At 61.6% G+C, this 22,375-nt stretch carries 18 protein-coding genes; 2 read left to right on the top strand and 16 right to left on the bottom strand.

Annotated features, from left to right (window positions below):
• Positions 1-52 precede the first annotated feature (52 nt).
• From AB4M76_RS13475 to AB4M76_RS13490, 4 genes are read right to left on the bottom strand one after another with little or no spacing between them, the layout of a single operon-like run.
• Entirely contained in the window at positions 53-619 is a 567-nt protein-coding gene (locus AB4M76_RS13475; protein WP_368442454.1) for a membrane integrity-associated transporter subunit PqiC, read from the bottom strand.
• 3 nt (positions 620-622) lie between these two features.
• Positions 623-2,707 (bottom strand): MlaD family protein, encoded by a 2,085-nt coding sequence (locus tag AB4M76_RS13480; protein WP_368442455.1) that lies wholly within the window; start codon positions 2,705-2,707, stop codon positions 623-625.
• Entirely contained in the window at positions 2,700-3,263 is a 564-nt protein-coding gene (locus AB4M76_RS13485; protein ID WP_368442456.1) for a paraquat-inducible protein A, read from the bottom strand. Before AB4M76_RS13485 ends, AB4M76_RS13480 begins: the two co-directional genes overlap by 8 nt.
• Positions 3,264-3,316: 53 nt before the next feature.
• The gene (locus tag AB4M76_RS13490; protein WP_368442457.1) at positions 3,317-3,961 is read right to left on the bottom strand and encodes a paraquat-inducible protein A; all 645 of its coding nucleotides are present in this window, start codon (positions 3,959-3,961) and stop codon (positions 3,317-3,319) included.
• A 164-nt stretch (positions 3,962-4,125) separates the two neighbouring features.
• On the opposite strand from AB4M76_RS13490, the gene AB4M76_RS13495 reads away from it, so the two are divergent.
• Positions 4,126-4,686 (top strand): type 1 glutamine amidotransferase domain-containing protein, encoded by a 561-nt coding sequence (locus AB4M76_RS13495; protein WP_368442458.1) that lies wholly within the window; start codon positions 4,126-4,128, stop codon positions 4,684-4,686.
• 52 nt (positions 4,687-4,738) lie between these two features.
• Here the strand turns inward: AB4M76_RS13495 and AB4M76_RS13500 are convergent, their stop codons facing one another.
• The 11 genes from AB4M76_RS13500 to AB4M76_RS13550 form a co-directional block, all read right to left on the bottom strand.
• Positions 4,739-5,845, bottom strand: a complete 1,107-nt coding sequence (locus AB4M76_RS13500) for a CaiB/BaiF CoA transferase family protein (protein WP_368442459.1) — start codon at positions 5,843-5,845, stop codon at positions 4,739-4,741.
• Complete coding sequence (locus AB4M76_RS13505) at positions 5,842-6,813, bottom strand: C45 family autoproteolytic acyltransferase/hydolase (protein WP_368442461.1); 972 nt, start codon at positions 6,811-6,813, stop codon at positions 5,842-5,844. Before AB4M76_RS13505 ends, AB4M76_RS13500 begins: the two co-directional genes overlap by 4 nt.
• 17 nt (positions 6,814-6,830) lie before the next feature.
• Complete coding sequence (locus AB4M76_RS13510) at positions 6,831-8,288, bottom strand: biotin carboxylase (RefSeq protein WP_368442462.1); 1,458 nt, start codon at positions 8,286-8,288, stop codon at positions 6,831-6,833.
• A 17-nt stretch (positions 8,289-8,305) separates the two neighbouring features.
• The gene (locus AB4M76_RS13515) at positions 8,306-11,041 is read right to left on the bottom strand and encodes an aminotransferase class I/II-fold pyridoxal phosphate-dependent enzyme (protein WP_368442463.1); all 2,736 of its coding nucleotides are present in this window, start codon (positions 11,039-11,041) and stop codon (positions 8,306-8,308) included.
• A 66-nt stretch (positions 11,042-11,107) separates the two neighbouring features.
• Positions 11,108-12,190 carry a carbon-nitrogen hydrolase family protein gene (locus AB4M76_RS13520; protein WP_368442464.1) on the bottom strand — a complete coding sequence of 361 codons (1,083 nt, stop codon included), beginning with the start codon at positions 12,188-12,190 and terminating at the stop codon, positions 11,108-11,110.
• 67 nt (positions 12,191-12,257) lie between these two features.
• Positions 12,258-12,689 (bottom strand): universal stress protein, encoded by a 432-nt coding sequence (locus tag AB4M76_RS13525; RefSeq protein ID WP_368442465.1) that lies wholly within the window; start codon positions 12,687-12,689, stop codon positions 12,258-12,260.
• 12 nt (positions 12,690-12,701) lie between these two features.
• A complete protein-coding gene (locus AB4M76_RS13530; protein WP_368442466.1) occupies positions 12,702-15,455 on the bottom strand; it encodes a TRAP transporter permease in 2,754 nt (917 codons plus the stop codon).
• Between the two features lie 103 nt (positions 15,456-15,558).
• Complete coding sequence (locus tag AB4M76_RS13535) at positions 15,559-16,518, bottom strand: TAXI family TRAP transporter solute-binding subunit (protein ID WP_368442467.1); 960 nt, start codon at positions 16,516-16,518, stop codon at positions 15,559-15,561.
• A gap of 191 nt (positions 16,519-16,709) precedes the next feature.
• A complete protein-coding gene (locus tag AB4M76_RS13540; protein WP_368442468.1) occupies positions 16,710-18,323 on the bottom strand; it encodes an ABC transporter ATP-binding protein in 1,614 nt (537 codons plus the stop codon).
• The gene (locus AB4M76_RS13545) at positions 18,320-19,135 is read right to left on the bottom strand and encodes an ABC transporter permease (RefSeq protein ID WP_368442470.1); all 816 of its coding nucleotides are present in this window, start codon (positions 19,133-19,135) and stop codon (positions 18,320-18,322) included. The genes AB4M76_RS13540 and AB4M76_RS13545 overlap by 4 nt, the downstream gene beginning before the upstream one ends.
• The gene (locus AB4M76_RS13550; RefSeq protein ID WP_368442471.1) at positions 19,132-20,079 is read right to left on the bottom strand and encodes an ABC transporter permease; all 948 of its coding nucleotides are present in this window, start codon (positions 20,077-20,079) and stop codon (positions 19,132-19,134) included. Before AB4M76_RS13550 ends, AB4M76_RS13545 begins: the two co-directional genes overlap by 4 nt.
• Positions 20,080-20,330: 251 nt before the next feature.
• On the opposite strand from AB4M76_RS13550, the gene AB4M76_RS13555 reads away from it, so the two are divergent.
• Positions 20,331-20,768, top strand: coding sequence for an HdeA/HdeB family chaperone (locus tag AB4M76_RS13555; RefSeq protein ID WP_368442472.1), 438 nt, complete (start codon positions 20,331-20,333; stop codon positions 20,766-20,768).
• 69 nt (positions 20,769-20,837) lie between these two features.
• On the opposite strand, the gene AB4M76_RS13560 is transcribed toward AB4M76_RS13555, so the two are convergent.
• Positions 20,838-22,322, bottom strand: a complete 1,485-nt coding sequence (locus AB4M76_RS13560; RefSeq protein WP_368442473.1) for an ABC transporter substrate-binding protein — start codon at positions 22,320-22,322, stop codon at positions 20,838-20,840.
• Between the last annotated feature and the right edge of the window lie 53 nt (positions 22,323-22,375).

A 22,375-nucleotide genomic window follows, 5' to 3' on the forward strand; every position in this document is an offset into this window, starting at 1 on the left:
CACACAATTCGGTGACAATTCCCGCCCGGCGGGAAGCTTTCTGCTGTAGGGGCTACTTAAGACCGTTGCGCGCGATGTAGCGGGCCAGATCCAGAACCAACCGCCCCCGCGCCGCCGCGATTGCCGTCGGGCCGCCTTCGGGATCGAACGGCACGCTAAGCTCAAACAGGCCCGACCGCTCGCGCCGGTCATCGGTTACGGCCACGAAATACTGGCCCGAGGCGCGGAATGCGCCGGCTTCGGTGGCGACGAGTTCGGCAAACCGCACTTCCAACCGCGCTTCGGGGAAAGCTTCAAAGGGCCAAGGTTCAGAGGCAATGCGCCGTCCGGTCAACCGTGCGAGGTTCTGGCTCAACTCCAGCGCAACCGCGCGTTCGGGGGCATCGGCCCAGAGCACCTCGGTCGAGGTGATCAGCCTGCCGTCGGCCAGTTGCAGCGCGATTTCCTCGGCTGCGGCATAGGTCGGCAGCGACACGTCGCGCACCTCGACCGAGGTGAAGGCGATAGAGGTTTTCTCGCTCACCTCCGGCGCCCGCACGGTAAAGCGTTCGGCATTGGTCCCGCAGGCACTAAGCAGCGCCAGCAAGCCCAGCGTGATGAAGGTTTTTGCAGCAGTCATGCGTTACCGTCCCAGCAAGAGCGAATTGGGGTTACGTTCAATGGTCCGCGCCAAAGATGCAAGAGCCTCGGCGGCCTTCTGGATCTCGCGCAGGGTGCGTTCGGCGCTCCGGCTCAGCTGTTCACCTTTGTCATAGCCTTCGATCGCCTGGCCCGCCTGTGTGAACAGCCCGGTAAGGCGGGTCACGACCTGCGGCAGGTCCTTGGCCGAAAGCGCGATATTGTCTGCCGCATTGCGGGCCGAGGCCAGCGTCCGGTTCACATTCTCGACCGCCCCGCCTTCGCGCAGTTCTTCCAAGGTGCGGTTCACCTCATCGAGCGCGCGTTTCAAGGAGCCGGGCAAGGCCACCGCATCCTCGGTGCCGATCACGGCTTCGGCGGATTCGGTAAGCTCTGTCAGCGCGACGACCAGTTCCTCCACCTCAAGCGTTTCCGCCTTGGCAGCGACCGCCTGTATCTGCTCGACCAGCTCCGGCACGCCCTGCACCGAGGAGGACACCGATTCCGCTGCCTCCGCCACGCCTTCGAGCGCGCCGCCCAAACGGTCGACGATCCGCTCTTTCTCAAGCTGCGCCACGAGGCTTTCGACCTTTGTCAAAGTCGCGTTCAGCGCAACCGGCACGTTTTGCACGTCTTCCGACGACACCAGCCCCGTCAACTCGCCGATCAGCGCCCGCACATCCTGTGGCGTTTCCCGCAGGTCGTCGTCAGAGATAAAGACCTCGGCGGAATTCATCAGGGAAATCGCGCTGCTGAGCAGCTCTTCGATCGGCAGGCTGTTGATCCGGGTAAAGACACCCTCGACCGTCGCTGCCGCGTCAGAGACATCGCTTTCGGTGGTGGGCATCACGACAAGACCGTTCTCGGTCTCCTCCAACGCCGCCTCTTCCGCATCATCGACGATGACCATCTCGACCTTGAGCCCGCCGGTCAGCAGACTGGCAGAGGCCAGCCGCGCCCGCAGCCCATCGGCGACCCGTTCCTTCAAGAAGGCGAGCGCGGCCTCGGCGGTCACGTCACCGCGCAGGCCCAGATGCGCGGGCTGGATCGACAGGATCGCGTTCAGCCGAACCCGGCTGTCGCCAAAGCGCTCGCGGTCCACCAGACCCGAAAGCGTGTCGACCTCGCCAATTTCAAGCCCGCTCAACTCCACCGGCGCCCCCACGATGAGGCCAGAGATATTGTCGTCGAACACCACGCTCAACTTCAAGGGATCGACTTCGGAGGCGTTGAAAACAGAATTCCGCGCGGTCTCTTTGTCGGGGTAGATCTCAAACACCGTGCCATCAGAAACCGGCGCCCCGCCCGACACGAAAGTGTCAAAGGTGATGCCGCCCCCCACGAGTGTCGCGAGAGAGGAGAAATCGATCTCAGCCCCCGCCGGGCCGATGTTCACACTGAAGCCCGAGGCATCCCAAAAGCGCGTAGACTCGTTGATCAGGCCGCGATGCTCTTCAAAGATGATCGCTTCGACAATGGCATAATTCCCCTGCGGCGCGATCTTGGCATAGCCGACCCGGCCCACTTCGATCCCCCGGTAGAGGATCGGCGCATTGTCGGTCAGATCGCCATTGGCCGTGGAGCGGAAAGCGATTTCAAGCCCGCCCTGCCCCGGCCGGATCAAAGGCTCGGTAGAGGCACCCTGAAACCGGGTCGCCACCGGGCCGACCTGACGGTCCCACGCGCCTTCGATATAGACCCCGCTCAATACGGTGCTCAGCCCGGTGATGCCCTGCGCGGTCACCTTGGGCTGCACGACCCAAAAGACCGCGCCGCTGTCGATATAGGGGGCCACGTCTTTCTCGACGCGGATATGTGCGGTGACCTTGTCCAAGCCACTGGTAAAGCCAACCTTTTCGACCACCCCAACGGTCACATCCCGAAACCGCAACTCGGTCTCGCCTGCGGCCACACCGGCGCCATTCTCAAATTCCACGACAATGACCGGCCCACGTTCCGCATAGGAGCGGTAGGCCACGAAGAGGGCCACGATCAAGGCCAGGATCGGAATGACCCAGATCACCGACGCCCCGCTGAGGAACATCTTGCGTGCGGGCGAGATTGGCACGTCGGGAGGCGTTTCAGTCATTGCGGTTCGGGCCTTCGTCCTTGGCGTGTGCATCCCAGATCATGCGGGAGTCAAACGCTTGTGCAGCCAACATGGTAAAGATCACAGAGAGGGCGAAAAAGATGCTCGCAGCTCCCGGATTGATGGATGCCAGTGTCTTGAGTTGCACCAGAGATGACAAAATCGCAACCACAAAGATGTCGATCATCGACCAGCGGCCGATATACTCGACCACTTCATAAAGGTAATGACGCTGACGTTGCGACGTCACCCAGCCCCATTGCACGCTAAGCGCCAGATAGGCCACGGCAAAGAACTTGCCCAAGGGAATGGCGACCGAGGCGAACAGGATGATAAAGGCGATCCCCCAGTTGCCATATTGCGCCAATTCGACCGCCCCGCCGATGATCGTGCTTTCATCGACCTGAAACAGGGTGCGGGTCTTCAGCATCGGGTAGATATTGGCCGGGATGTAGCACATCAGCCCCACGGTCCAGAACGCCCAGACCCGTTGCAGGCTTAGCCGGTCGCGCGAGGCCAGACGGTGCCCACAGCGCCCGCAGACCGCCGTGCCCATCGGCCAAGGCTTGGTGCAGCGCGTGCAGGCAACGAGGCCCAGCTCACGCGCGCTTACGATTTTTTCGGATGTTCCAGAGAGTGCCATACTGACCATTTACACAAAAATCTGTCCTGCGCGATGACCAGCACCACCAATGCCCCGAACATATAGAACGCCGGGCCAAATTCGACATCCGCCAAATCCGCCACCTTGACCAAAGCCACGGCACAGCCGATCGCGAAAACCTCGGCCATGGACCAGGGCCGCAACCCTTCGGAGAGGCGAAAGGCGGGCACGGCATGCCGCGCGGGGGGGCGGTCCAAAACGATGGGGATCAGGACATAGAGGGTGAGCACCACCCGAAGCAGCGGGATAAAGACGATCAGGGCCGCCGTTGCCAGCGACAGCAGGATCATCGGCCCGCCAAAGGCCAGCGCCGCGTCCAGCACCGACACGGCGTTGCTGGTGCCTGCCGCGTCAATCCGCAGGAAGGGAAAGACGGTCGCGCCGATGATCAACACCAAAACCGCAACCGACACCGCGATAATCTGCAGCCCCGCATTGCGTCGGTGATTGATGAGGGTCGTATGACAGCGGCTGCAAACCGCGCGCTGGCCATGGGCAGGCCGCCGCAGCCGGTAAGTGGCATCGCATTGCGGACAAACGATCAGCTCATCCAAGGGCAGGTCTGCAAGGGAAATAGCGGCATGATCCATTGCTTCGGGATATATGATGCGCGGCCCAAAAGGCCACTATTATTCACGCCCTCTCACCGCATTGTCACCCCGCCCGGCGGCGGCTTCCCGCGGGTCGGCTAGGCGCGGTGGAACACGAAGACCAAGCGGTCGTTGATCCAGAGAAGACGCGAAAGGAGACAGCAATGACCGATATCAACACTGCGAAAATCCTGATTCTTGCCACCGACGGCTTTGAGCAATCCGAGTTGGAAAAGCCGCTGAACGACCTGCGGGACCGTGGCGCCACGGTGCATGTGGCGAGCCCCGAGGGCAATGAGATCAAAGGTTGGGACAAGGACGATTGGGGCAACAGCATCGCCGCCGATCTTGCCCTGCCAGATGTAAACATCGAGGACTATCACGCCATCGTCCTGCCCGGCGGCCAGATCAACCCTGACCTGCTGCGGGTGAACAAAGACGCCGTGGCGCTGATCCGCAAATTCCACGACAGCGGCAAGACCGTGGCCGCCATTTGCCACGCCCCATGGCTGCTGATCGAAGCGGGTGTCATCGAAGGCCGCAAGGCGACCTGCTTTAGCTCCATCGCGACGGATGTGAAAAACGCCGGCGCGCATTACGAAGACAGCGAAGTGGTGGCCGACCAAGGCATCGTGACCAGCCGCTCGCCCGAAGACCTGGATGCTTTCGTCGCCAAGATCGTCGAGGAAATCGAAGAGGGCAAGCACGACCGCGCAGCGGCGTAACCCGCTTGGCTTTGAGAAAGTGACCGCCCCCGGCAGGCTCGCCGGGGGCGTTTTATGTCAGATCGTCGGTCGACAGGCCGATCTCGGCCAGCACCTCGTCGGTATCGGCCCCAACCGCACGCGGGGGCCTGGGCATCTGTGGCATTTCATCGCCAAAGCGTGGCGCCCGCCCCGATTGCAGCACCCCCTGCGGCGCGACCAGATTGCGCCGGGCGGCCATCTGCGGATGATCTGGCGCTTCGGAAAAGCTCAGGACAGGGGCGACACAGGCATCGCTGCCGTCAAAATGCGCCGCCCATGCGTCCCGCGTGCGGGTGGCGAAAAGTGCGGCAAACTCCGCGCGTCGCGCGGGCCAAGTGGCCGTGTCATTTTGGCTGCTGAGGTAGTCCGCCGGCAGGTCCAGCTTCTCAAGCAAGAGCGCATAGAACTGCGGCTCCAAGGCCCCCACCGCGATGAACTTCCCGTCGGCGCAAGTGTAACAGCGGTAAAACGGCGCCGCCCCATCAAGCCAATTGGACGCCCGTGCCTCTGTCCACGCGCCCTGCGCCAGCATCCCATGGATCAGCCCCATCATCGCCGGCACACCGTCGACCATCGCCGCATCGACGGTCTGACCCTTGCCCGTGACGCCGCGCTCGATCACCGCCGAAAGAATGCCGAACAACAAAAACATCGTGCCGCCGCCATAGTCCGCCACCATATTCAGCGGCGGCACCGGCGGCGCGTCTTTGGACCCCATCGCATGAAGCGCACCGGTCAGCGCGAGGTAGTTGATGTCATGCCCCGCCCGCTGCGCCCAGGGTCCGGTCTGGCCCCAGCCTGTCATGCGGCCATAGATCACCGTCTCCGGGCAAGTGTCCGGGCCGAGGCCGAGCCGCTCCATCACGCCGGGGCGAAAGCCTTCGATCAGCACGTCACAAGAGGCAATCAACTCTTTGGCGGCCTTGATGCCCGATGCCGATTTCAGATCCAGCACCACCGAGCGCTTGCCGCGGCGGTTGATCTCTGTCGGATCGGCGGGGGCGGCTTTGCGGTCCACCGTGATGACATCGGCCCCCATATCCGCCAGCAGCTGCCCCGCCAGCGGCGCGGGGCCAAGGCCGGAAAACTCGATGACCTTTAACGAGGCCAGTGGCCCTTGCCGCGCGCCCCCGCTCATGCCGCCCCCGGAACGAGCACTTCCCGCACCCCTTCACTGAAATTGGCAAGCGACAGCGACCAGATCGTTCCCGGCCAGCGCAGTTCCATCTGGCGTTTCCGGGGCCGGTACACCGCCGTGTAAAGCGTGCCAAAGCCCGCATTGAAGGCGGTGGAATAGAGCGGGGGCTTCAGGAAGGCGTTGATGAACTTCTCCTCCGGGTCGCGGTGCAGGCGCAGACGCTGCAGCAGATAGCGCTCGCGCTCAACCGTCGCGGTAAAGCGGGCGTGGCTGACCCATTCTACGTTTTCCTGGTGGTTCGTGGCCACCGCGGCGCGGGTAATGACCGCAGGCCGGTCCGGGGCCATCATGGCGGTGATGTAGTTGCGTTTGCGGTCAAGCACGGTGACATTGTAGCTCATATGTGTCGGCACGCGGGCCAGCACGGCGCTCGCCTCTTCGGTGGTCTCGCAGGTCTGCAAGACATAGCGCAGGATCAGCGGCACGCCAAAGCCTTCGCCCACCACACGCCGCCCGCCAAAGGTGAGCGAGATCGCCAGACCCGCATCATTCACCCCATCGACCAGCCCCCAAAGCCCGTCCGATGTGCCCATGACCCGCCGCCCCTGCCACTTGCTGCGCAGCACCATCGCGTCAAAGGATTTCGGACTATAGTCATAGTTGCGCACCATGACCGGCTCCTTGCCCGCCCAGATCGCCTGACTACAGGCCGAGAGATAGGGCGGCGGGCAGTAGAAGCTCAGAAACCGCGCTGCATGATCGCCGCCGCCTGCCAGAGCGCAGAGCTTGTCATAAAGCGGCAGCATCTCGGGCATATGTTCGGTCAGTGCGCGGCGGCATTGGGCATAGGTCGGGCGCGCGGCCTCCCCTTCCTTGAGCCACCACGCATGGTAGTCGGGCCAATAGGCCGCGAAGAGACCGGCCCATTTGGGGCCGGGCTGGTCTTCGGACAATGCGCGCCAATACATCGCGGCCTTTCATCTTGCTACAGGATCTTGAACGCCGGGTCCGAAAACTCCGGGCCGGCAGAAGCAGAGGGGATGGGTTTGCCGCCCACGCTGCGTTTGATCCCGTGAATCCACTTTTTCGCGCGCTCATTCAACTGGAAAGACTTGGTCATCGACCGACCCCGCGTCACAAGGATGCCAATATCGGCCCCTTCATAGCGATAATCGCCCGGTTGCAGGATGCGCAGGAAGAAGGCTTCGTTCTCGCTCTCCACCGCGCGGCGGTGGTAATCGAAGCGGTCAAAGACCACGCTTCCGTCTTCCTTCATCTTGTAGATGCCGGTCTCGGGCGCTTCGGTGCAGATGTCGACACTGTCATCGGTGTGTTTGATGACCATCTGGCTCCAACCGTCGATATTCTCCGGATCGGCCCAGCGGGCGTTCAGCTCATCGACGTCGAGGTTGAACTTCTTGCGGCTGAACTCCAGCAGGTGGAACAGGAACAGCGGCGCATCGGCATGGGCAAAGGCGGCGTGGTTGGTCATGGAGCTTGCGCCGGTGATGCGCGGGTTCAGCTCGCCCAGCCAGAGGTCGCCGGTCTTCTTGTCGATCAGGAAATCCAGCTCGAAATAGCCCCGATAGCCTTCCTTGCGCAGCTGTTCCCCGAATTTGAAGGTCAGGTCACGCGCCCTCTCGCGGACCTTGGGCGGGAAGGCGGTGGCGAGGATTTCATTGCCACACCAGCCGCCGCGATAGGGGGTCAGCTCCTTGAAGCCGACAAGCTCGGTCATCAGCGGGCCGACGATGGTGCCTTCCTTGGTGGCGCAGGCTTCAATCGCGGCACCGCGACAGTCGATCCGCTTCATGATCTTGATCTCACCCTCACCGATGATCTCGCTCTCATGCCGGCGGAAATCGGCCTCGGATTTGATGAAGAAAGTGGTGTGGCCGCTGTCCCCATAGGCCGATTGCAGCACGAGGTCATGGCCGAGACCCGCCTTCTCGCAGATCTCGCGCAGATGCTCGTAGCTTTCCACCTCGCTCAACGTATTGGGCACGGAAGGCACGCCGGCCTTGTTGCCGATGCGCACAGTTTCGATCTTATTGTCCATCGACTGGCGCAGTTTCGCCTTCGGGAACCAGACCTCGGCGCCCAACTCTTTGCTGAGACGCTCGGTCTCTTCGTCGAACATCAGAAAGACGAACTTGGGCTTGCCGCCGCGCCGCTTGATGAAGTCGATGACCTCCTTGTGCTGCAACAGGTAGTTGTTGATGTCCTCAATGCTCTGGAACTCCGCATGGGGCTGTTCCGAAGGGCAAAAGACGTTGGGGTGCTTGCCGCCGTAGCAGTCGATATAGCAGATATATTTGAAGTTCTTCACCCATTCATCCAGGCCCAACAGGTTAAAATTGGTGGCCGAGATGAAATAGACAGGGTCTTCGTTTCGGTGAAAGAACCGGCGGATTTCAGAGATATTCTTGAGTACTGTTGCCATGTCGTAGGTCCTTTTGGTCAAACGGGTGAAGAAGAAAGATCTTTGCCGCGCACGCGGTTAAGCGCCTCAGAGGTAAAGACACGCAGGCCCAGATCGGGCCGGTATCCGTGGATCTCGCTCACGTCCAAGGCACGCATGAAATCGAGAATTCCCTGACTGACGACCTGTCCGGGGACAAGGATCGGAAAGCCGGGCGGATAGGGGATGATGAAACTGGCCGAGACCACGGTATCGCCCGCGTCCATCGCCTCTTGCAGCGAGCCGTTGAGGTCGAGGTAGTCGCAGTTCTTCTCATCATAGGCGAGGAAAAAGGCGGTGCGGATGTCCCCCTCGGGCGTGCCCGCGGCGCGAAAGGCGTCGTGGAAGCAACTGAAATCCGGCAGCGGGGGGTAATGTTCCATCAGATTGGTGACGCGGCGGTCAAATGACAGACGTTCCATCCGGCTGGCGTCATCCAAAAGATCATCAAGCGAATTGGCGATCTCGACCAGCACCTCGATCAGATAGGCCACCGAGGAGCGCGTGGTGCCAATATTGGTCATGAAGAGCACGGTATTGCGCGAGGTCTTGTTGATCTGGATGCCGTATTTATCCATCAGGATCTGGGTCTTGAAGGTATCGCCGTCCCAGCCCGTGCCGCCCACGGCGAGGGTCACGCGGGTGGCGTCGAGGACAAACTCATCCTGCTCCCAACAATCCCACATGTCGGTCCAGCCTTGCTCGACATCGTAGTAGCTGGTGACGCCGCTTTCGCGGTGCTGTTCGGGGATCATGTCCCCGGCGGAGAGCACTTTGAAGTATTTGCGCAGCAGGGGATGTTCGCTGATCGCCCGGCGCATCGACATCGCCGCTTCGACCTGCCGCTGCACGAACTCGAAGCCTTCGAGTTCGACCTGACGCCGCCCGACATCGAGCGAGGCGATGATCTGGTAGTTCGGCGAGGTGGAAGTATGGGTCATATAGGCTTCGTGGAAGCTTTGCTCGACCTCGCCTTTGAAATCCTGATCATTGACGTGGATCATCGAGCCTTGCCGCAGGGAGGTCAGCGTCTTGTGGGTCGATTGCGTAGCATAGGCCCGCACCCGCGCCTGCGGCGGGGGGATCAGACGTGTGTTCAGCAGGGTCTCATCATCCGCCTCTTTCAACGTTTTCTGCTGCGCCTGATAGGCGTCGGCATGGGCTTCGGACTTGAACTTTTCACGCAGCAGATTGGCCGCGTTCATCGCGGTGCGCTGACGATATGTGGGACTAAACCGGGCGAAAGCGAACCAGGCCTCATCCCAGAGGAAGATGAGGTCAGGCTTGATCGCCAGACATTCCTCCATCACCCGTTCGACGTTATAGACCAGCCCGTCGAAGGTGCAGTTGGTCAGCAGAAGCATCCGCACGCGGTCGAGCTTTCCTGCGGCCTTCAACTCCAGCAGCCGATGCTTGATCTCGCGCAGCGGCACCGCGCCATACATCGAGTATTCGTTGAGCGGATAGCTGTCGAGGTAGCTCACCTGCGCGCCGGCCAGCACCATGCCGTAGTGGTGGCTCTTGTGGCAGTCACGGTCGACTAAGACGATATCCCCGGGCCGGACCAGCGCCTGCACCACGATCTTGTTGCAGGTCGAGGTGCCGTTGGTGGCGAAAAACGTCTGTTTAGAGCCGAAGGCCCGGCTCGCGAGTTCCTGCGCCTCCTTGATCGGACCGCTCGGCTCCAACAGGCTGTCGAGCCCGCCCGAGGTCGCCGAGGTCTCGGCCAGGAAGATGTTAGGGCCGTAAAACGCCCCCATGTCCTGAATCCAATGGCTGCGGGTGATCGACTTGCCGCGGCTGATTGGCATCGCGTGGAAAACCCCGGTGGGTTGTTTGGAATATTCCACCAGCGCAGTGAAAAAGGGCGATTTGGCCCGCGCCTGCACGCCCCTCAGGATGTTGAGGTGCAACTCCATAAAGTCTTCTTGGTTGTAGAAAACCCGCCGGCAAATCCCCAGATCAAGGCCCGCAATTTCCTCAACCGAACGTTCGGTCACCAGATAGGCGTCGAGTTCCGGGCGCACCTTGGCGATCATGCGGCAAAGTTCGGGGCCATAGCTTTCGGGTTGCAAGGCGTCGATCTCATCCCGGCCCCCGGCACGGGCGAGGTAGCGGGTCAGGATCGACTGATCCACTTTCGATTTCAAGGACAGGCCGGGGCGCACCACGATGGCTTGGATATTGTGGTTGAACAAGACCGCGATCAGCGCGTCTTCAAGGCTCGGCACCACCACCGCCTCATAGATAAACGGGTCTTCGGTGCGGCGCATGCGGCTCACGTTATTGCGCAGCCAACGCTCCTGATGCTCGTTCACATTGTCGACGATGAGCACTTCGAAATAGGGTTTCGCCAAGGCGCGCGCTTCGGGCGGCTGCATCGCCTCGTCGTCATGTTCGTCCTGGTCAAGGCTGTCGCGTTCCAGCGGGATCGTGCGGCGGCGATAGGCCCCGGTGGTCAGCGCCCGGGTCACCCGGTTCACGGCAAAGGCCAGATCTTCATAATTGCCATGGGCATACTGGCGGCGCATGTGGTCAAAGGCGCTCATGCCGGGGAAGGCCCAATAGGGCTCGATCAGCGCCAGCGAGTCAAACAGCGCTTCGATTTCCTGGCGCACCTGCGCCGCGGCCTTGCCCTTTGGGTCGCGCGACATGGCAGCGGCGGCGGCGCGCAGCGCGCTCCACCGGTCAGAGCGCAGTTGAATGGCCGAGGAATAGTCGTTCATAGAATGCATCAGTCGTCCTCTGCTGGAGGGCCGACCGATGCTTCAGGTAGCGCCTTGCGCGACCCTCACCCCGGCCTAGCCGCTGGTATTTTCCTTCAGCCCGGGCGTATCGGGCGTTGTCTGTGGGTCCGGCATGGCCGCAGCGGGTGCCGCAGGCTTCGGCGCCTGCGCCACTTCCGGCGCGGTGCCGGCGGTGGGGCTGGCAAGCGGTTCTGGCGGGAAACCGTTCTTGCCTTTGTATGTGGGGATTTCGGCAGGCACCTGTTGGCCCGGCAAATCGACATGCAGACCGGCCCGGCTGCCCTGCTGCGGAATTTCGAGCGGTCCAAGCGTATGGAGATAGGCATCCGCGCCGCTGTCCCGGTCATAGACCGGGAAATCGGTCGGGCGGTCGCGGAAGGATTTGAGCAGTTGCCCCAGCCCCTTCATGCCCGTCTCACGCTGCCGGCGGACCATGTTGAGATCAATCTCGATCGGGAACATGTCCTCTTGCCCCGCCGACTGGTGCAGGACCATCGAGGTCGGATCGACGACACAGGATTTGCCCACGCCGCCCGCGCCAAGGCCGTTCACATCAAAGATATAGCATTGGAACTGCGCCGCCGTGGCCCGCGCGATGGCAAGCTCGGCATCGCGGTCGGTGGTGCCGGTCAGCACCGGGTGCAACAGCACTTCGACCCCCTGAGAGGTCAGCTGCCGCGTGGTCTCGGGGAACCACATGTCATAGCAGATCGACAGGCCAAAGCGGCCCACATCCGGCACGTCGAAAATGCAGAACTCATTGCCCGCCGCGATCCCCGCCTCATAGGGCCGGAAGGGGAACATCTTGGCATAGCGGCGCACCACTTCGCCTTCGGGGTTGATCACGACCGAGGTGTTGTAGACGCGGCCATCCTCGGGATGTTTCAGAAACATCGAGCCGGGGATCAGCCAGACCCGGTGTTTGCGGGCGGCGGCCTGGAAAGCCTCAATCGTCTCATTCTCGGGCGGCAGGGCGAAACGGTCCAGCGGGCCAAAGGGGGCGAGTTCCGAAAACAGCACCATCTGGGTCCAAGGGAAACGCGCCATCAGGATGTCGAGGCGCTGGATCATGCCGTCGACATTGGGCTGCAAGGCATTGACGTACATCTGCACGCCGGCAATCGCGAAGGGGGTCATGCGTGAATACTCCGAACACCGCGGCGCAATGGACCATTTCCCTGCCTATCTCCGCGATCCACGTGTCTTACGCCCTCACGACCAGAACGGAAACAGGCGAACGACGCACGATCCGGTCAGCGTTGGAGCCAACCAGGAATTCGCGCAGGCTGTCGGGGTGCTCAGAGCCCATGACCACCAGATCGGCATTTGATTTCTTTATGGTTTTTAGCGCCTCGCGGTGAATCTTGCCGAATTTCAGGTGTTGCTTCACCTTTATGTCATCAGGCACTTCGCGCTCGACCAGTTTTTCCAGTTCCTTCGCCGCCCGGCTTGTGGCCTGTTTCTCGTAATCTGCCGGAAAGAACCCTTCGACCAATGGCGTGCCCATGTCCGGCACGACCGACAGGATATGCAGCGTTCCCTTGGACAGGCGGATCATATCGATCGCCTGCGGCAGCGCTTTCTCCCATGATTTCGGGTCGCTCAGATCAACCGTCAGCAGGATATTGTCAAACATGGCGCGCGCTCCTCAGGCTGTCACGGGCTTGCGGGCGTCACGCGCAGCACGGCCCCGTTGCAGGAAGACGACCAGTGCCAGCAACAGCAGAGCGGGGATGAACATCCAGTATTTGCTGGGCTGCGGCACCGGTTTCAGCACGCGCAGCACCTCTTGGTCCCAATCAAGGCCGGCGCCCTGCGCGGGGCTGTCATAGACCACATCGTCGATGATCATCCTGTCGCCATCCTCGCGGAACATCAGGCCGGCGGCTTCGAGCTTCTCGGCCCCGGTCTCGCCCGCGCCGATGGGCAGCAGCGCCACGAACTCCAGCGGATCGCCCAGATCATTCACACCCGCGACGCGCAGCCGAAGGCGTTCGCCCGCCGGGGTTTCCTCTGCCGCCTGCACGATCTCGGTCGGAGCTTCCTCGCTATAGGGCGGATAGACCATGTCCATCCAGAAACCCGGACGGAACAGGGTAAAGGCGATGAGCAAAAGCGCGATGGTCTCATAGAAACGGTTGCGGGCCAAAAACCAGCCTTGGGTCGCCGCCGCAAAGAGCAGCATCGCCACCGTCGCCACCACGAAGATGAACAGCCCCTGCCCCCAGCCGACGCCGATCAGCAAAAGCTCGGTGTTGAAGATGAACAGGAAGGGCAGCGCCGCGGTGCGCAGGGAGTAGAAAAAGGCGACGAGGCCGGTGCGGATCGGATCACCGCCCGAGACCGCGGCGGCGGCGAAACTGGCCAAGCCGACCGGCGGGGTCACATCGGCCATGATGCCAAAATAGAACACAAAGAGATGCACCGCGATCAGCGGCACGATCAGCCCGTTCTGCTGGCCCAGCGTCACGATCACCGGCGCCAACAGCGCCGAGACGACGATATAGTTCGCCGTGGTCGGCAAGCCCATGCCAAGGATCAGCGACAGGATCGCGGTGAGGAACAGGATCGCGAGGATATTGCCGCCCGAGAGCACCTCGACCACATCCGCCAGTGCCGAGCCGACGCCGGTCTGGCTCACTGCGCCGACGATGATGCCCGCGGTCGCCGTGGCGATGCCGATCCCGATCATATTGCGCGCGCCGGTGACCAGCCCGTCGATCAGGTCAAGCACACCGGCTTTTACATCGTTCACAAACTGGCTCTCGCCCCGGAACATCGCCATCAGCGGGCGCTGTGTCAGCAGGATGAAGATCATATAGGCCGCCGCCCAGAAGGCCGAGAGCCCGGGCGACAGCCGGTCCACCATCAGCGCCCAGACCAGCACGACCACCGGCAGGATGAAATGCAAGCCGGACCGTGCGGTCGGGCCGGGCATCGGCAGGGACGTCACCTCGGCGTTCGGGTCGTCCAGCTTCAGCGGCTCTTCTTTGCTCGCCACATAGAGCAGCCCGACATAGACGGCGGTAAGGAAGACAAAGATGATATAGCCCGCTGTTTCGGGGAAGGCGGGGCGGATCCAGCCCATCAGGTAGTAGACGGCAAAGGACAGCGCGCAGATCGCGATAATCGCAAAGGCGATGCCAATGAGCTGCTGCACCAGTGGCTTCGGGGTATAGGCGCGCGGCAGACCCTGCATCCCGGCCTTCATCGCCTCAAGATGCACGATATAGACCAGCGCGATGTAGGAGATCACCGCCGGTAGGAAGGCGTGTTTGACCACGTCGAAATAGGGGATGCCGACATATTCGACCATGAGGAAGGCCGCAGCCCCCATCACCGGCGGCATGATCTGGCCGTTGACGGATGAGGCCACTTCGACCGCCCCCGCCTTTTCGCTGGAGAAGCCGACCTTTTTCATCAGCGGAATGGTAAAGGTGCCGGTGGTCACCACATTGGCAATCGACGAGCCCGAGATCAGACCGGTCATCGCCGAGGCCACAACCGCCGCCTTGGCCGGGCCGCCACGCATATGGCCCATGAGGCTAAAGGCGACTTGGATGAAGTAATTGCCCGCGCCAGCCCGGTCGAGAAGCGAACCGAAGAGCACGAAGAGGAACACAAAAGAGGTCGAGACGCCAAGCGCGATGCCAAAGACGCCTTCGGTGGTGATCCACTGGTGGTTGACGATCTCGCTCAGGCTGTTGCCCTTATGCGCGATGATGCTGGGCATATAGGGGCCGAGCACGGTGTAGAAGAGAAAGACGCTCGCCACGATCATCAGCGCGGGCCCAAGCGCCCGTCGGGTGGCTTCGAGCAGGATTAACAGCCCGGTAACCCCCGCGATATAATCAGGCAGGATCGGCGCGCCGACGCGGTTGGCGATGTCGCGGTAAAAGATAAAGAGGTAAAGCGCACAAAAGGTGCCGACGAGGGCCAAGGCCCATTCCCAGATCGGAATCCGGTTCTTGGGCGAGCCGAGCAGCACCGTCGCGATGACAAAAGCCGCCGGGATCGGGATCCACCAGATCGCGGTTGAATCCTTGGTACTGGCCATGAAAAGCGCGGCGAGCACGATGGGGACGATCACCCCAAGGGCGATTTGAAAACCGGTGCGCGCGGCCGGAAAGACCATAATGCCCAGAAAAACGGCAAAGCCCAGGTGAATGGAGCGGGCCAGCGTGTCGTTGAACAGACCGAAAGGCGAGGCGATGTAGAGTTGAAACAGGGACCACGCCAGCGCGACCAGCAGCAGCAGGGTGCCCATGAAACCGGCAACGGAGCGGCCACCTGTATCAGAAGAAGCGACAAGTTCGTCCAGTTCCGCCTGGCTCAATCCGCCGCGGTCACCGGTCGCAGCAGTCTCGACGGCGGCGGCCTTTTGCTGGTCCTTCTCTGACATATCGTCCCCCTGTCAGCCCCACCTTCGGACGGGTGCTTATATTCTTTTCCTTGGGTCTCTGACGGCAGCGTACCGCCGCCAGAGCCATCATGTCACGTGAAGATTACTCAAGCCAACCTTGCTCTTTGTAATACTTCTCTGCACCGGGGTGCAGCGGCGCGGAGAGACCGCCGGAGATCATTTCTTCTTCCGTCAGGTTTTCAAAGGCCGGGTGCAGACGCTTGAAACGGTCGAAGTTGTCAAATACGGCTTTCACAACCTGATAGACCACATCTTCTTCCACATCGGCGGAGGTCACGAAGGTCGCTTTCACGCCAAAGGTTTTCACGTCTTCGTCGGTGCCCTTATACATGCCGCCCGGCACGGTGGCCTCGGCGTAGTAGGGGTTGTCGTCGATCAGACCCTGGATCGCGTCGCCTTCAACCGGGATCAGCTTGGCGTCGATGGTCGACACGGCTTCTTGAATCGAACCGTTCGGGTGGCCCACGGTGTAGATAATCGCGTCGACCTTGTTGTCGCCCAGAGCGGCGGCTTGCTCGGCGGGCTTCAGCTCGGAAGCCAATGCGAAATCATCCAGCGTCCAGCCCTTGGCGTCCATCACGACTTCCATGGTGGCGCGCTGACCGGAACCGGGGTTGCCGATGTTGACGCGCTTGCCTTTGAGGTCGTCAAACGTCTCGATACCGCTGTCGGCACGGGCGATCACGTTGAAGGGCTCACCATGCACAGAGAAGACCGCGCGCAGCTTGTCGAACTTGTCGCCCTCGAACTGCGAAGAGCCATTATAGGCGTGGAACTGCCAGTCGGACTGGGCCACGCCCATGTCCATGTCGCCCGCTTTGATCGCGTTGATATTAGCGATCGACCCGCCGGTGGAGGGGGCGGTGCACTTGAGGTTGTGATCCGCTGTGCCACGGTTCACCAGACGACAGATCGACTGACCAACGACGAAGTAAACGCCGGTCTGGCCGCCGGTGCCGATGGTGATGAACTTTTCCTGCGCCATGGCCGCAGTGCCGGCCACCATGGCACCGGTCATTGCGAGCATTTTAAACATTTTCATAAGATGTCTCCCATTGTTATATTGGCAATCCCCCCTTTAGGCGGACACCATTGCATGCACAAGTAGAGCACCAAGACGATTATGCAATTGAACCGCCAAGGGAAATTCCACTTTGCGTGAAGGGCCGCATCGCAGCCGCGCCCGCAGTGCGGGAATCTCACCATATAGGTTAGGACGCTTTTTCTTTTCGATCAATCGGCCCGTTGAACCGCGCCCCTAGCGAGGTCCGGCAACACCGGCGCGGCGGCGATCAGCGCCTGCGTATAGGCATGCTGCGGCGCGTCGAAGACCTGCGCCGTCTCCCCCGCTTCGACAATTTGCCCCGATTTCATCACCAAGACCCGATCCGTCACGCTGCGCACAACAGAAAGGTCGTGGGAAATAAAGAGGTAGGTCAGGTCGTAGTGACTGCAAAGCTCGGCCAGCAGATCGAGAATTTGCGCCCGCACGGAGACATCGAGCGCGCTCACCGCCTCATCAAAGAGGATCAGCTCGGGCCGGATGATAAGCGCGCGGGCAATGGCGATCCGCTGGCGCTGGCCGCCGGAGAACTCATGGATATATTTGCGCGCGTCTTTCGGTGCGAGCCCCACGGCGGTGAGTGCCTCGTCAATGGCGCGGGTCCGGGCTGCCCCCTGCGGCGGGCTGTCGAGCAGGTGGAAAGGCTCGGTCACCAGCCGGTCCACACGGTGACGCGGGTTGAAACTGCCAAAGGGGTCTTGAAACACCACCTGCAACTTGCGGCGCACATCAAGATTGGGTTTCGTGCCGGTAAAAACCGGCTGCCCGTCCAAGAGGATACTGCCTTCCTGCACCGGCTCCAGCCCCAAGATCGCCCGTGTCAGGGTCGATTTCCCGCAGCCGGATTCCCCCACCAGCCCCAGCCGTTCGCCCCGGTTCAGCGTAAAGCTGACATTATCCACCGCGCGAAACTGGCCCGGCTGGCCCAGAAGCGTCTTGCGCGGCAGACGGTAGTCTCGGCAGACGTTCTTGACCTCCAGCAAAGGCACCGGCGCCGGCGCCTCTGGCAGGTCCACCTCATGGCGCGACGCGTCAAAGAGCATCTTGGTATAGGGGTGGCGCATGTCGTGCAGCAGGCTCTGGGTCTCGCCCTGTTCAACAATCTGCCCCTTGCGCATGACGACGATGCGATCAGCCATATCGGCCACAACCGCGAGGTCATGGGTGATCATCAAAAGCCCCATCCCATCTTCGCGGGCCAACCGGGTCAGCAGCGTGAGGATCTGCGCCTGCGTCGTCACATCAAGCGCCGTCGTCGGCTCATCCGCGATCAGCAGACGGGGGCGCAGGGCGATGGCAATGGCGATGACAACGCGCTGGCGTTGCCCGCCGCTCAGCTCATGCGGATAGCGCGAGAGGGGGAAACGCTCCTGCGGAAGGCCCACGCGCTCCAAGGTTTCGGCGGCACGGGCCTCAGCCTCGGCGCGGGTGATGCTCTGATCATGCACGTGGATCGTCTCGGCCACCTGCCGCCCGATACTCTGCACCGGGTTCAGGGCGGTCATCGGCTCTTGGAACACCATGCCGATGTCATTGCCGCGGATGCCGCAGAGCGCCGCCTCCTGCATCTGCGTCAGGTCCTCATCGCCGAGCATGATATGCCCGGTTGTCGTCGCCCCTTTGGGCAGCAGTTGCATCGTGGCAAGGGCGGTCATTGATTTGCCGGACCCGCTTTCGCCGGTCACCGCCACGATCTCTCCGGGATCGACGGAGAAGGTCACCGCATCAAGAATGCGCAGCCCGTGGATCGACAGCGAGAGATTGGAGATGTTCAACAAGGTCATGTACGCGCCACCCTCAGCCGGGGGTCAAGCAGGTCGCGCAGCCCGTCGCCCATCAGGTTCAGCCCCAGCACGGTCAGGATGATCGCGAAACCGGGCATCAGGGCCATATGGGGCGCGATGCTCACCATGGTCTGCGCATCGGCCAGCATCCGGCCCCAAGACGGCACCGGCGGCTGCGCGCCAAGACCGACATAGCTCAGCCCCGCTTCGGCGAGGATGCCAAGGCTGAACTGGATGGTCCCCTGCACGATGAGCAGATTGGCGACATTGGGCAGGATATGTTCCGCCGAAATCCGCGCCGCGGATTTACCCGCCACCCGCGCGGCAAGAATGAACTCTCGCTGCCAAAGCGACAGCGCCGCCCCCCGCGTGATCCGGGCGAAAACGGGGATGTTGAAAATACCGATGGCGATGATCGCATTGATCGCCCCGGCGCCGAAAACCGCCGTGATCAGGATGGCGATGACAATGGCCGGAAAGGCAAAGACCAGATCATTGCCGCGCATGATGACCTCATCCACCAGACTGCCGCGCCGCGCGGCGGCCCAAAGCCCAAGCGGCACGCCCACGCCCATGCCAATGCCCACCGCCACCAGCGCCACGGCGATAGAGGTGCGCGCGCCGACCATGATCATGCTCAGGATATCGCGGCCAAAGTGATCTGTGCCCAGCAGATGCGCCGCCGATGGCCCCTGAAGCTTGTTGGCAATATCCAGCCCGGCATAGTCATAGGGCGTCCAGACAAAGCTGATCAGCGCGGCCAGAAGAAACACCGCGGTAAGGGCGGCACCCAGGAGCAGGTTGCGGTTCATGTGCGCGCCCTCAATCGCGGATCAACGGCGGCATAGGCCAGATCGACGAGGAAGTTCACCAAGATCACCGAGAAGACCAGAAGCATCACGACCGACTCGACCACGATCAGGTCCCGGGCAGAGATGGATTGAAAGACCAGCCGCCCTAGGCCCGGCAGGTAGAAGACCTGCTCAATAATGATCGAGCCGGCCAGCAGGAAGGAGAACTGCAAGCCGATGATCGTCAGCACCGGGATCAGCGCATTGCGCAGCCCGTGCCGCCAAAGTGCCTGCCGCGCCGTGAGCCCCTTGGCCCGCGCGGTGCGCATGAAATCTTCGCCCAGCACATCCAGCAGCGCCGAGCGCATGACCCGCGCAAGGATCGCCGCCTGTGGCAGGGCCAGCGCAATCGCGGGCAGGGTCAGCGCATGCAGCCCGGCGAAAAGCCCCTTGTCCCAGCCGACGAAGCCCCCGGCGGAGAACCAGCGCAGGTTGATGGAAAAGATCAGCACGAGGATCATGGCAAACCAGAAATTCGGCACGGCGACCCCCAGCTGTGTCGCCCCCATCACCCCAACATCCCCGGCTTGCCCGCGGCGCGAGGCGGCAAAGATACCGGCGGGGAAGGCGACAAGGATCGACAGTGCCAGCGCATAGAGCGCCAGAGGCACAGAGACCCAGAGCCGGTCTCCGATCATTTCAGTCACCGGGGTGCGATAGGTATAGGAGGTGCCGAAATCCCCTCTCAGCATCCCACCAACCCAATCGAGGTAGCGTTCCGGGCGCGACTGGTCGAGGCCAAGCTCGGACCGCAGGGCTGCCAGCGTCTCGGGCTGGGCGTTCAGGCCCAGCATAAAGGAGGCCGGATCGCCCGGTGCCACTTCGATCACGACGAAGATCACCAGCGAGGCAACGGCCAGACTGATGAGCAATGAGAGAAATCTTTTCACCACATATCGCAACATGGCGCGACGTTAGGCGGCGCAGCCCAGAGGGTCCAGAGGGGGACGGTAACTTTGAACGGTTTCAGAAGGCGCAGGGCTAGAAAATGTGCCCTCACAGAAGCGTGAGCAAACGGCCGCCGAGCAATTGCCAAACACTTTCAGTCCCTTACCCCTCCTGACGATCCCTGTGTCGACCCTCAGAAAATGCGGCGGGAACTATCCTTCGCCCCGCCGGGTTGTGGTCGGGAGAACAGCGAAACAGGAGAATTACAATGAAAACGACTCTGAAAACACTTGCTATCGCCGGCTTGCTGGGCACCGTTTCCGCACCTGCTTTTGCCGCAGCGCATCTGGACATGGCGACGATGACATGCGCGCAGTACAAAACCCTGAGCGATGAAGACAAAATGGAAGTCGCTTCCATGGCCATCGCGGAACTGGAAGATGGCGGTCACGGCGGGTCGCTGATCACCGAGACCAAGAATGACGGCAGCGAGCCAAGCGATATTTCGCAGGCCGAAGCCACTGACGCCGAAGAAACCGAAGATTCCCTGATCGACAACACGAAAGCTGTCGAAGACTCCGAAGAAGCCGATGAGATGGCGGACACAGAGATGACACAGCAAATGGAAGACTTCGCCGTGGTTTGCGCGCAGAACCCCGATGCATTGGTGAGCGAAGCAGCTGCTGGCATGCGCGGCAAAGAGTAAGTCGCTACCTTTAGTTGGCATAAGGGCGCGCTACCAAGCGCGCCCTTTTTTTGCGTTTTGCCGGACTGTTCACTCAGCCCAATGAACCGCCGTCAAATCTGTTGCCTGGGTGGGGGCGTTCTTCCACAATCCGCGCAATTCGGCTTTCGCGATGGTCGGGAAGGCCAGCTGGAACAGGAAGCCATTCACATAGTCTTCGGCGATCATGTTCTGCGCTTTGGCGAGCATTTCACTGCGCGCGGCAGGATCGGTGGTCTTGTTGAACTCTGCCATTAGATCTTGAAATTCAGCGTTGTCATACTGAAAGTAATAATCCGGATTGGCATAGACCCCGATGTCCATCGGCTCGGTATGGCTGACGATCGACAGGCCAAAGTTCTTGCCTTTGAAGACCGTCTCCAACCACTGTGCCCATTCGACATTGGTGATCTGCGCATCGATCCCGACCTCTGCCAGTTGCGCGGCAATGATCTCTCCGCCCCGGCGGGCATAGGAGGGCGGCGGCAGGTGCAATGTCGTCTCAAACCCATCTTCAAACCCGGCCTCGGCCAAGAGCGCTTTTGCCTTTTCGGGGTCATGGGCGCTCATCGCGGTCAGATCGACATAGTCCGGGTTATGCGGAGCGAAATGGGTGCCGATGGGCGTGCCATAGCCGAACATCGCCCCGTCGATAATCGCCTGCCGGTCAATGGCATGGGCCACGGCCTGACGGACTTTCACATTGTCGAAAGGCGCTTGCTTGTTGTTCATCGACAGAATGGTTTCCCCTTCGGTCGAGCCGATCAACACTTGAAAGCGCGGGTCCGCTTCGAACTGCGGGATGTTTTCGGGCGCGGGGAAGCCGGCGAAAACATCGACGTCCTCTGCCATGACGGCGGCGAAAGCGGCGGTGGGGTCTGAGATGAACTTGAAGGTCGCCTCGGCCAATGCAGGCGCTTCCCCCCAATAGGCATCATAGCGCGAGAGGGTGATCTTGTCGCCCTGGCTCCAGTCCTCAAATTTGAAGGGGCCAGTGCCGATGGGCGTCTGTTTGATCGTGTCGACCGTCTCTGGCGCGACGATGACCGCATCGCCCCAAGCCAGATTGAACAGCAGATTGCCGTTCGGCTCGCTCAGCTTGATCTCCACCGTCTGCGGGTCGATGACATTCACCTCGGCGATAGAGGCATAAAGCGCCTTTTGCGCATTCGCACTGTCTTCGGCGTTGATCCGGTCGAGTGTGAATTTCACATCCTCGGCATCCATCGTGGAGCCGTCATGGAAGGTCACCCCCTCACGCAGCTTGAAGGTATAGGTCAGCGCGTCTTCGGAAATCTCCCAGGATTCGGCGAGCCCCGGCACGATCGAGCCATCGCCCATAAAGCGGGTAAGCCCCTCGAAAACATTGGAATAAAGCACCGAGTCGATGGCCCCGGCCGCCGCGGAGGTCGGATCGAGATGCGGCGGCTCAAGCTGGAGGGCGACGGTGATATCGTCCTTGGCCAGAGCCCCGGTGGCGGCAAGGGCCAAGGCGATGGCCGCGCCCCCGGTCATCAGGCTTTTTAGTCGGTTCATGTTCTTCTCCCAATCTGTCGCGTTTTTCCGGAGGCTAGCCAAAAGCAACGGGG

Source organism: Sulfitobacter sp. PS-8MA (genome assembly GCF_040933935.1).
Classification (GTDB): Bacteria; Pseudomonadota; Alphaproteobacteria; order Rhodobacterales; family Rhodobacteraceae; genus Sulfitobacter.

Coding starts and splice junctions, on each gene's coding strand:
- AB4M76_RS13475 (WP_368442454.1), bottom strand. CDS start 619: ATGACTGCTGCAAAAACCTTCATCACGCTGGGCTTGCTGGCGCTGCTT.
- AB4M76_RS13480 (WP_368442455.1), bottom strand. CDS start 2,707: ATGACTGAAACGCCTCCCGACGTGCCAATCTCGCCCGCACGCAAGATG.
- AB4M76_RS13485 (WP_368442456.1), bottom strand. CDS start 3,263: ATGGGCACGGCGGTCTGCGGGCGCTGTGGGCACCGTCTGGCCTCGCGC.
- AB4M76_RS13490 (WP_368442457.1), bottom strand. CDS start 3,961: ATGGATCATGCCGCTATTTCCCTTGCAGACCTGCCCTTGGATGAGCTG.
- AB4M76_RS13495 (WP_368442458.1), top strand. CDS start 4,126: ATGACCGATATCAACACTGCGAAAATCCTGATTCTTGCCACCGACGGC.
- AB4M76_RS13500 (WP_368442459.1), bottom strand. CDS start 5,845: ATGAGCGGGGGCGCGCGGCAAGGGCCACTGGCCTCGTTAAAGGTCATC.
- AB4M76_RS13505 (WP_368442461.1), bottom strand. CDS start 6,813: ATGTATTGGCGCGCATTGTCCGAAGACCAGCCCGGCCCCAAATGGGCC.
- AB4M76_RS13510 (WP_368442462.1), bottom strand. CDS start 8,288: ATGGCAACAGTACTCAAGAATATCTCTGAAATCCGCCGGTTCTTTCAC.
- AB4M76_RS13515 (WP_368442463.1), bottom strand. CDS start 11,041: ATGCATTCTATGAACGACTATTCCTCGGCCATTCAACTGCGCTCTGAC.
- AB4M76_RS13520 (WP_368442464.1), bottom strand. CDS start 12,190: ATGACCCCCTTCGCGATTGCCGGCGTGCAGATGTACGTCAATGCCTTG.
- AB4M76_RS13525 (WP_368442465.1), bottom strand. CDS start 12,689: ATGTTTGACAATATCCTGCTGACGGTTGATCTGAGCGACCCGAAATCA.
- AB4M76_RS13530 (WP_368442466.1), bottom strand. CDS start 15,455: ATGTCAGAGAAGGACCAGCAAAAGGCCGCCGCCGTCGAGACTGCTGCG.
- AB4M76_RS13535 (WP_368442467.1), bottom strand. CDS start 16,518: ATGAAAATGTTTAAAATGCTCGCAATGACCGGTGCCATGGTGGCCGGC.
- AB4M76_RS13540 (WP_368442468.1), bottom strand. CDS start 18,323: ATGACCTTGTTGAACATCTCCAATCTCTCGCTGTCGATCCACGGGCTG.
- AB4M76_RS13545 (WP_368442470.1), bottom strand. CDS start 19,135: ATGAACCGCAACCTGCTCCTGGGTGCCGCCCTTACCGCGGTGTTTCTT.
- AB4M76_RS13550 (WP_368442471.1), bottom strand. CDS start 20,079: ATGTTGCGATATGTGGTGAAAAGATTTCTCTCATTGCTCATCAGTCTG.
- AB4M76_RS13555 (WP_368442472.1), top strand. CDS start 20,331: ATGAAAACGACTCTGAAAACACTTGCTATCGCCGGCTTGCTGGGCACC.
- AB4M76_RS13560 (WP_368442473.1), bottom strand. CDS start 22,322: ATGAACCGACTAAAAAGCCTGATGACCGGGGGCGCGGCCATCGCCTTG.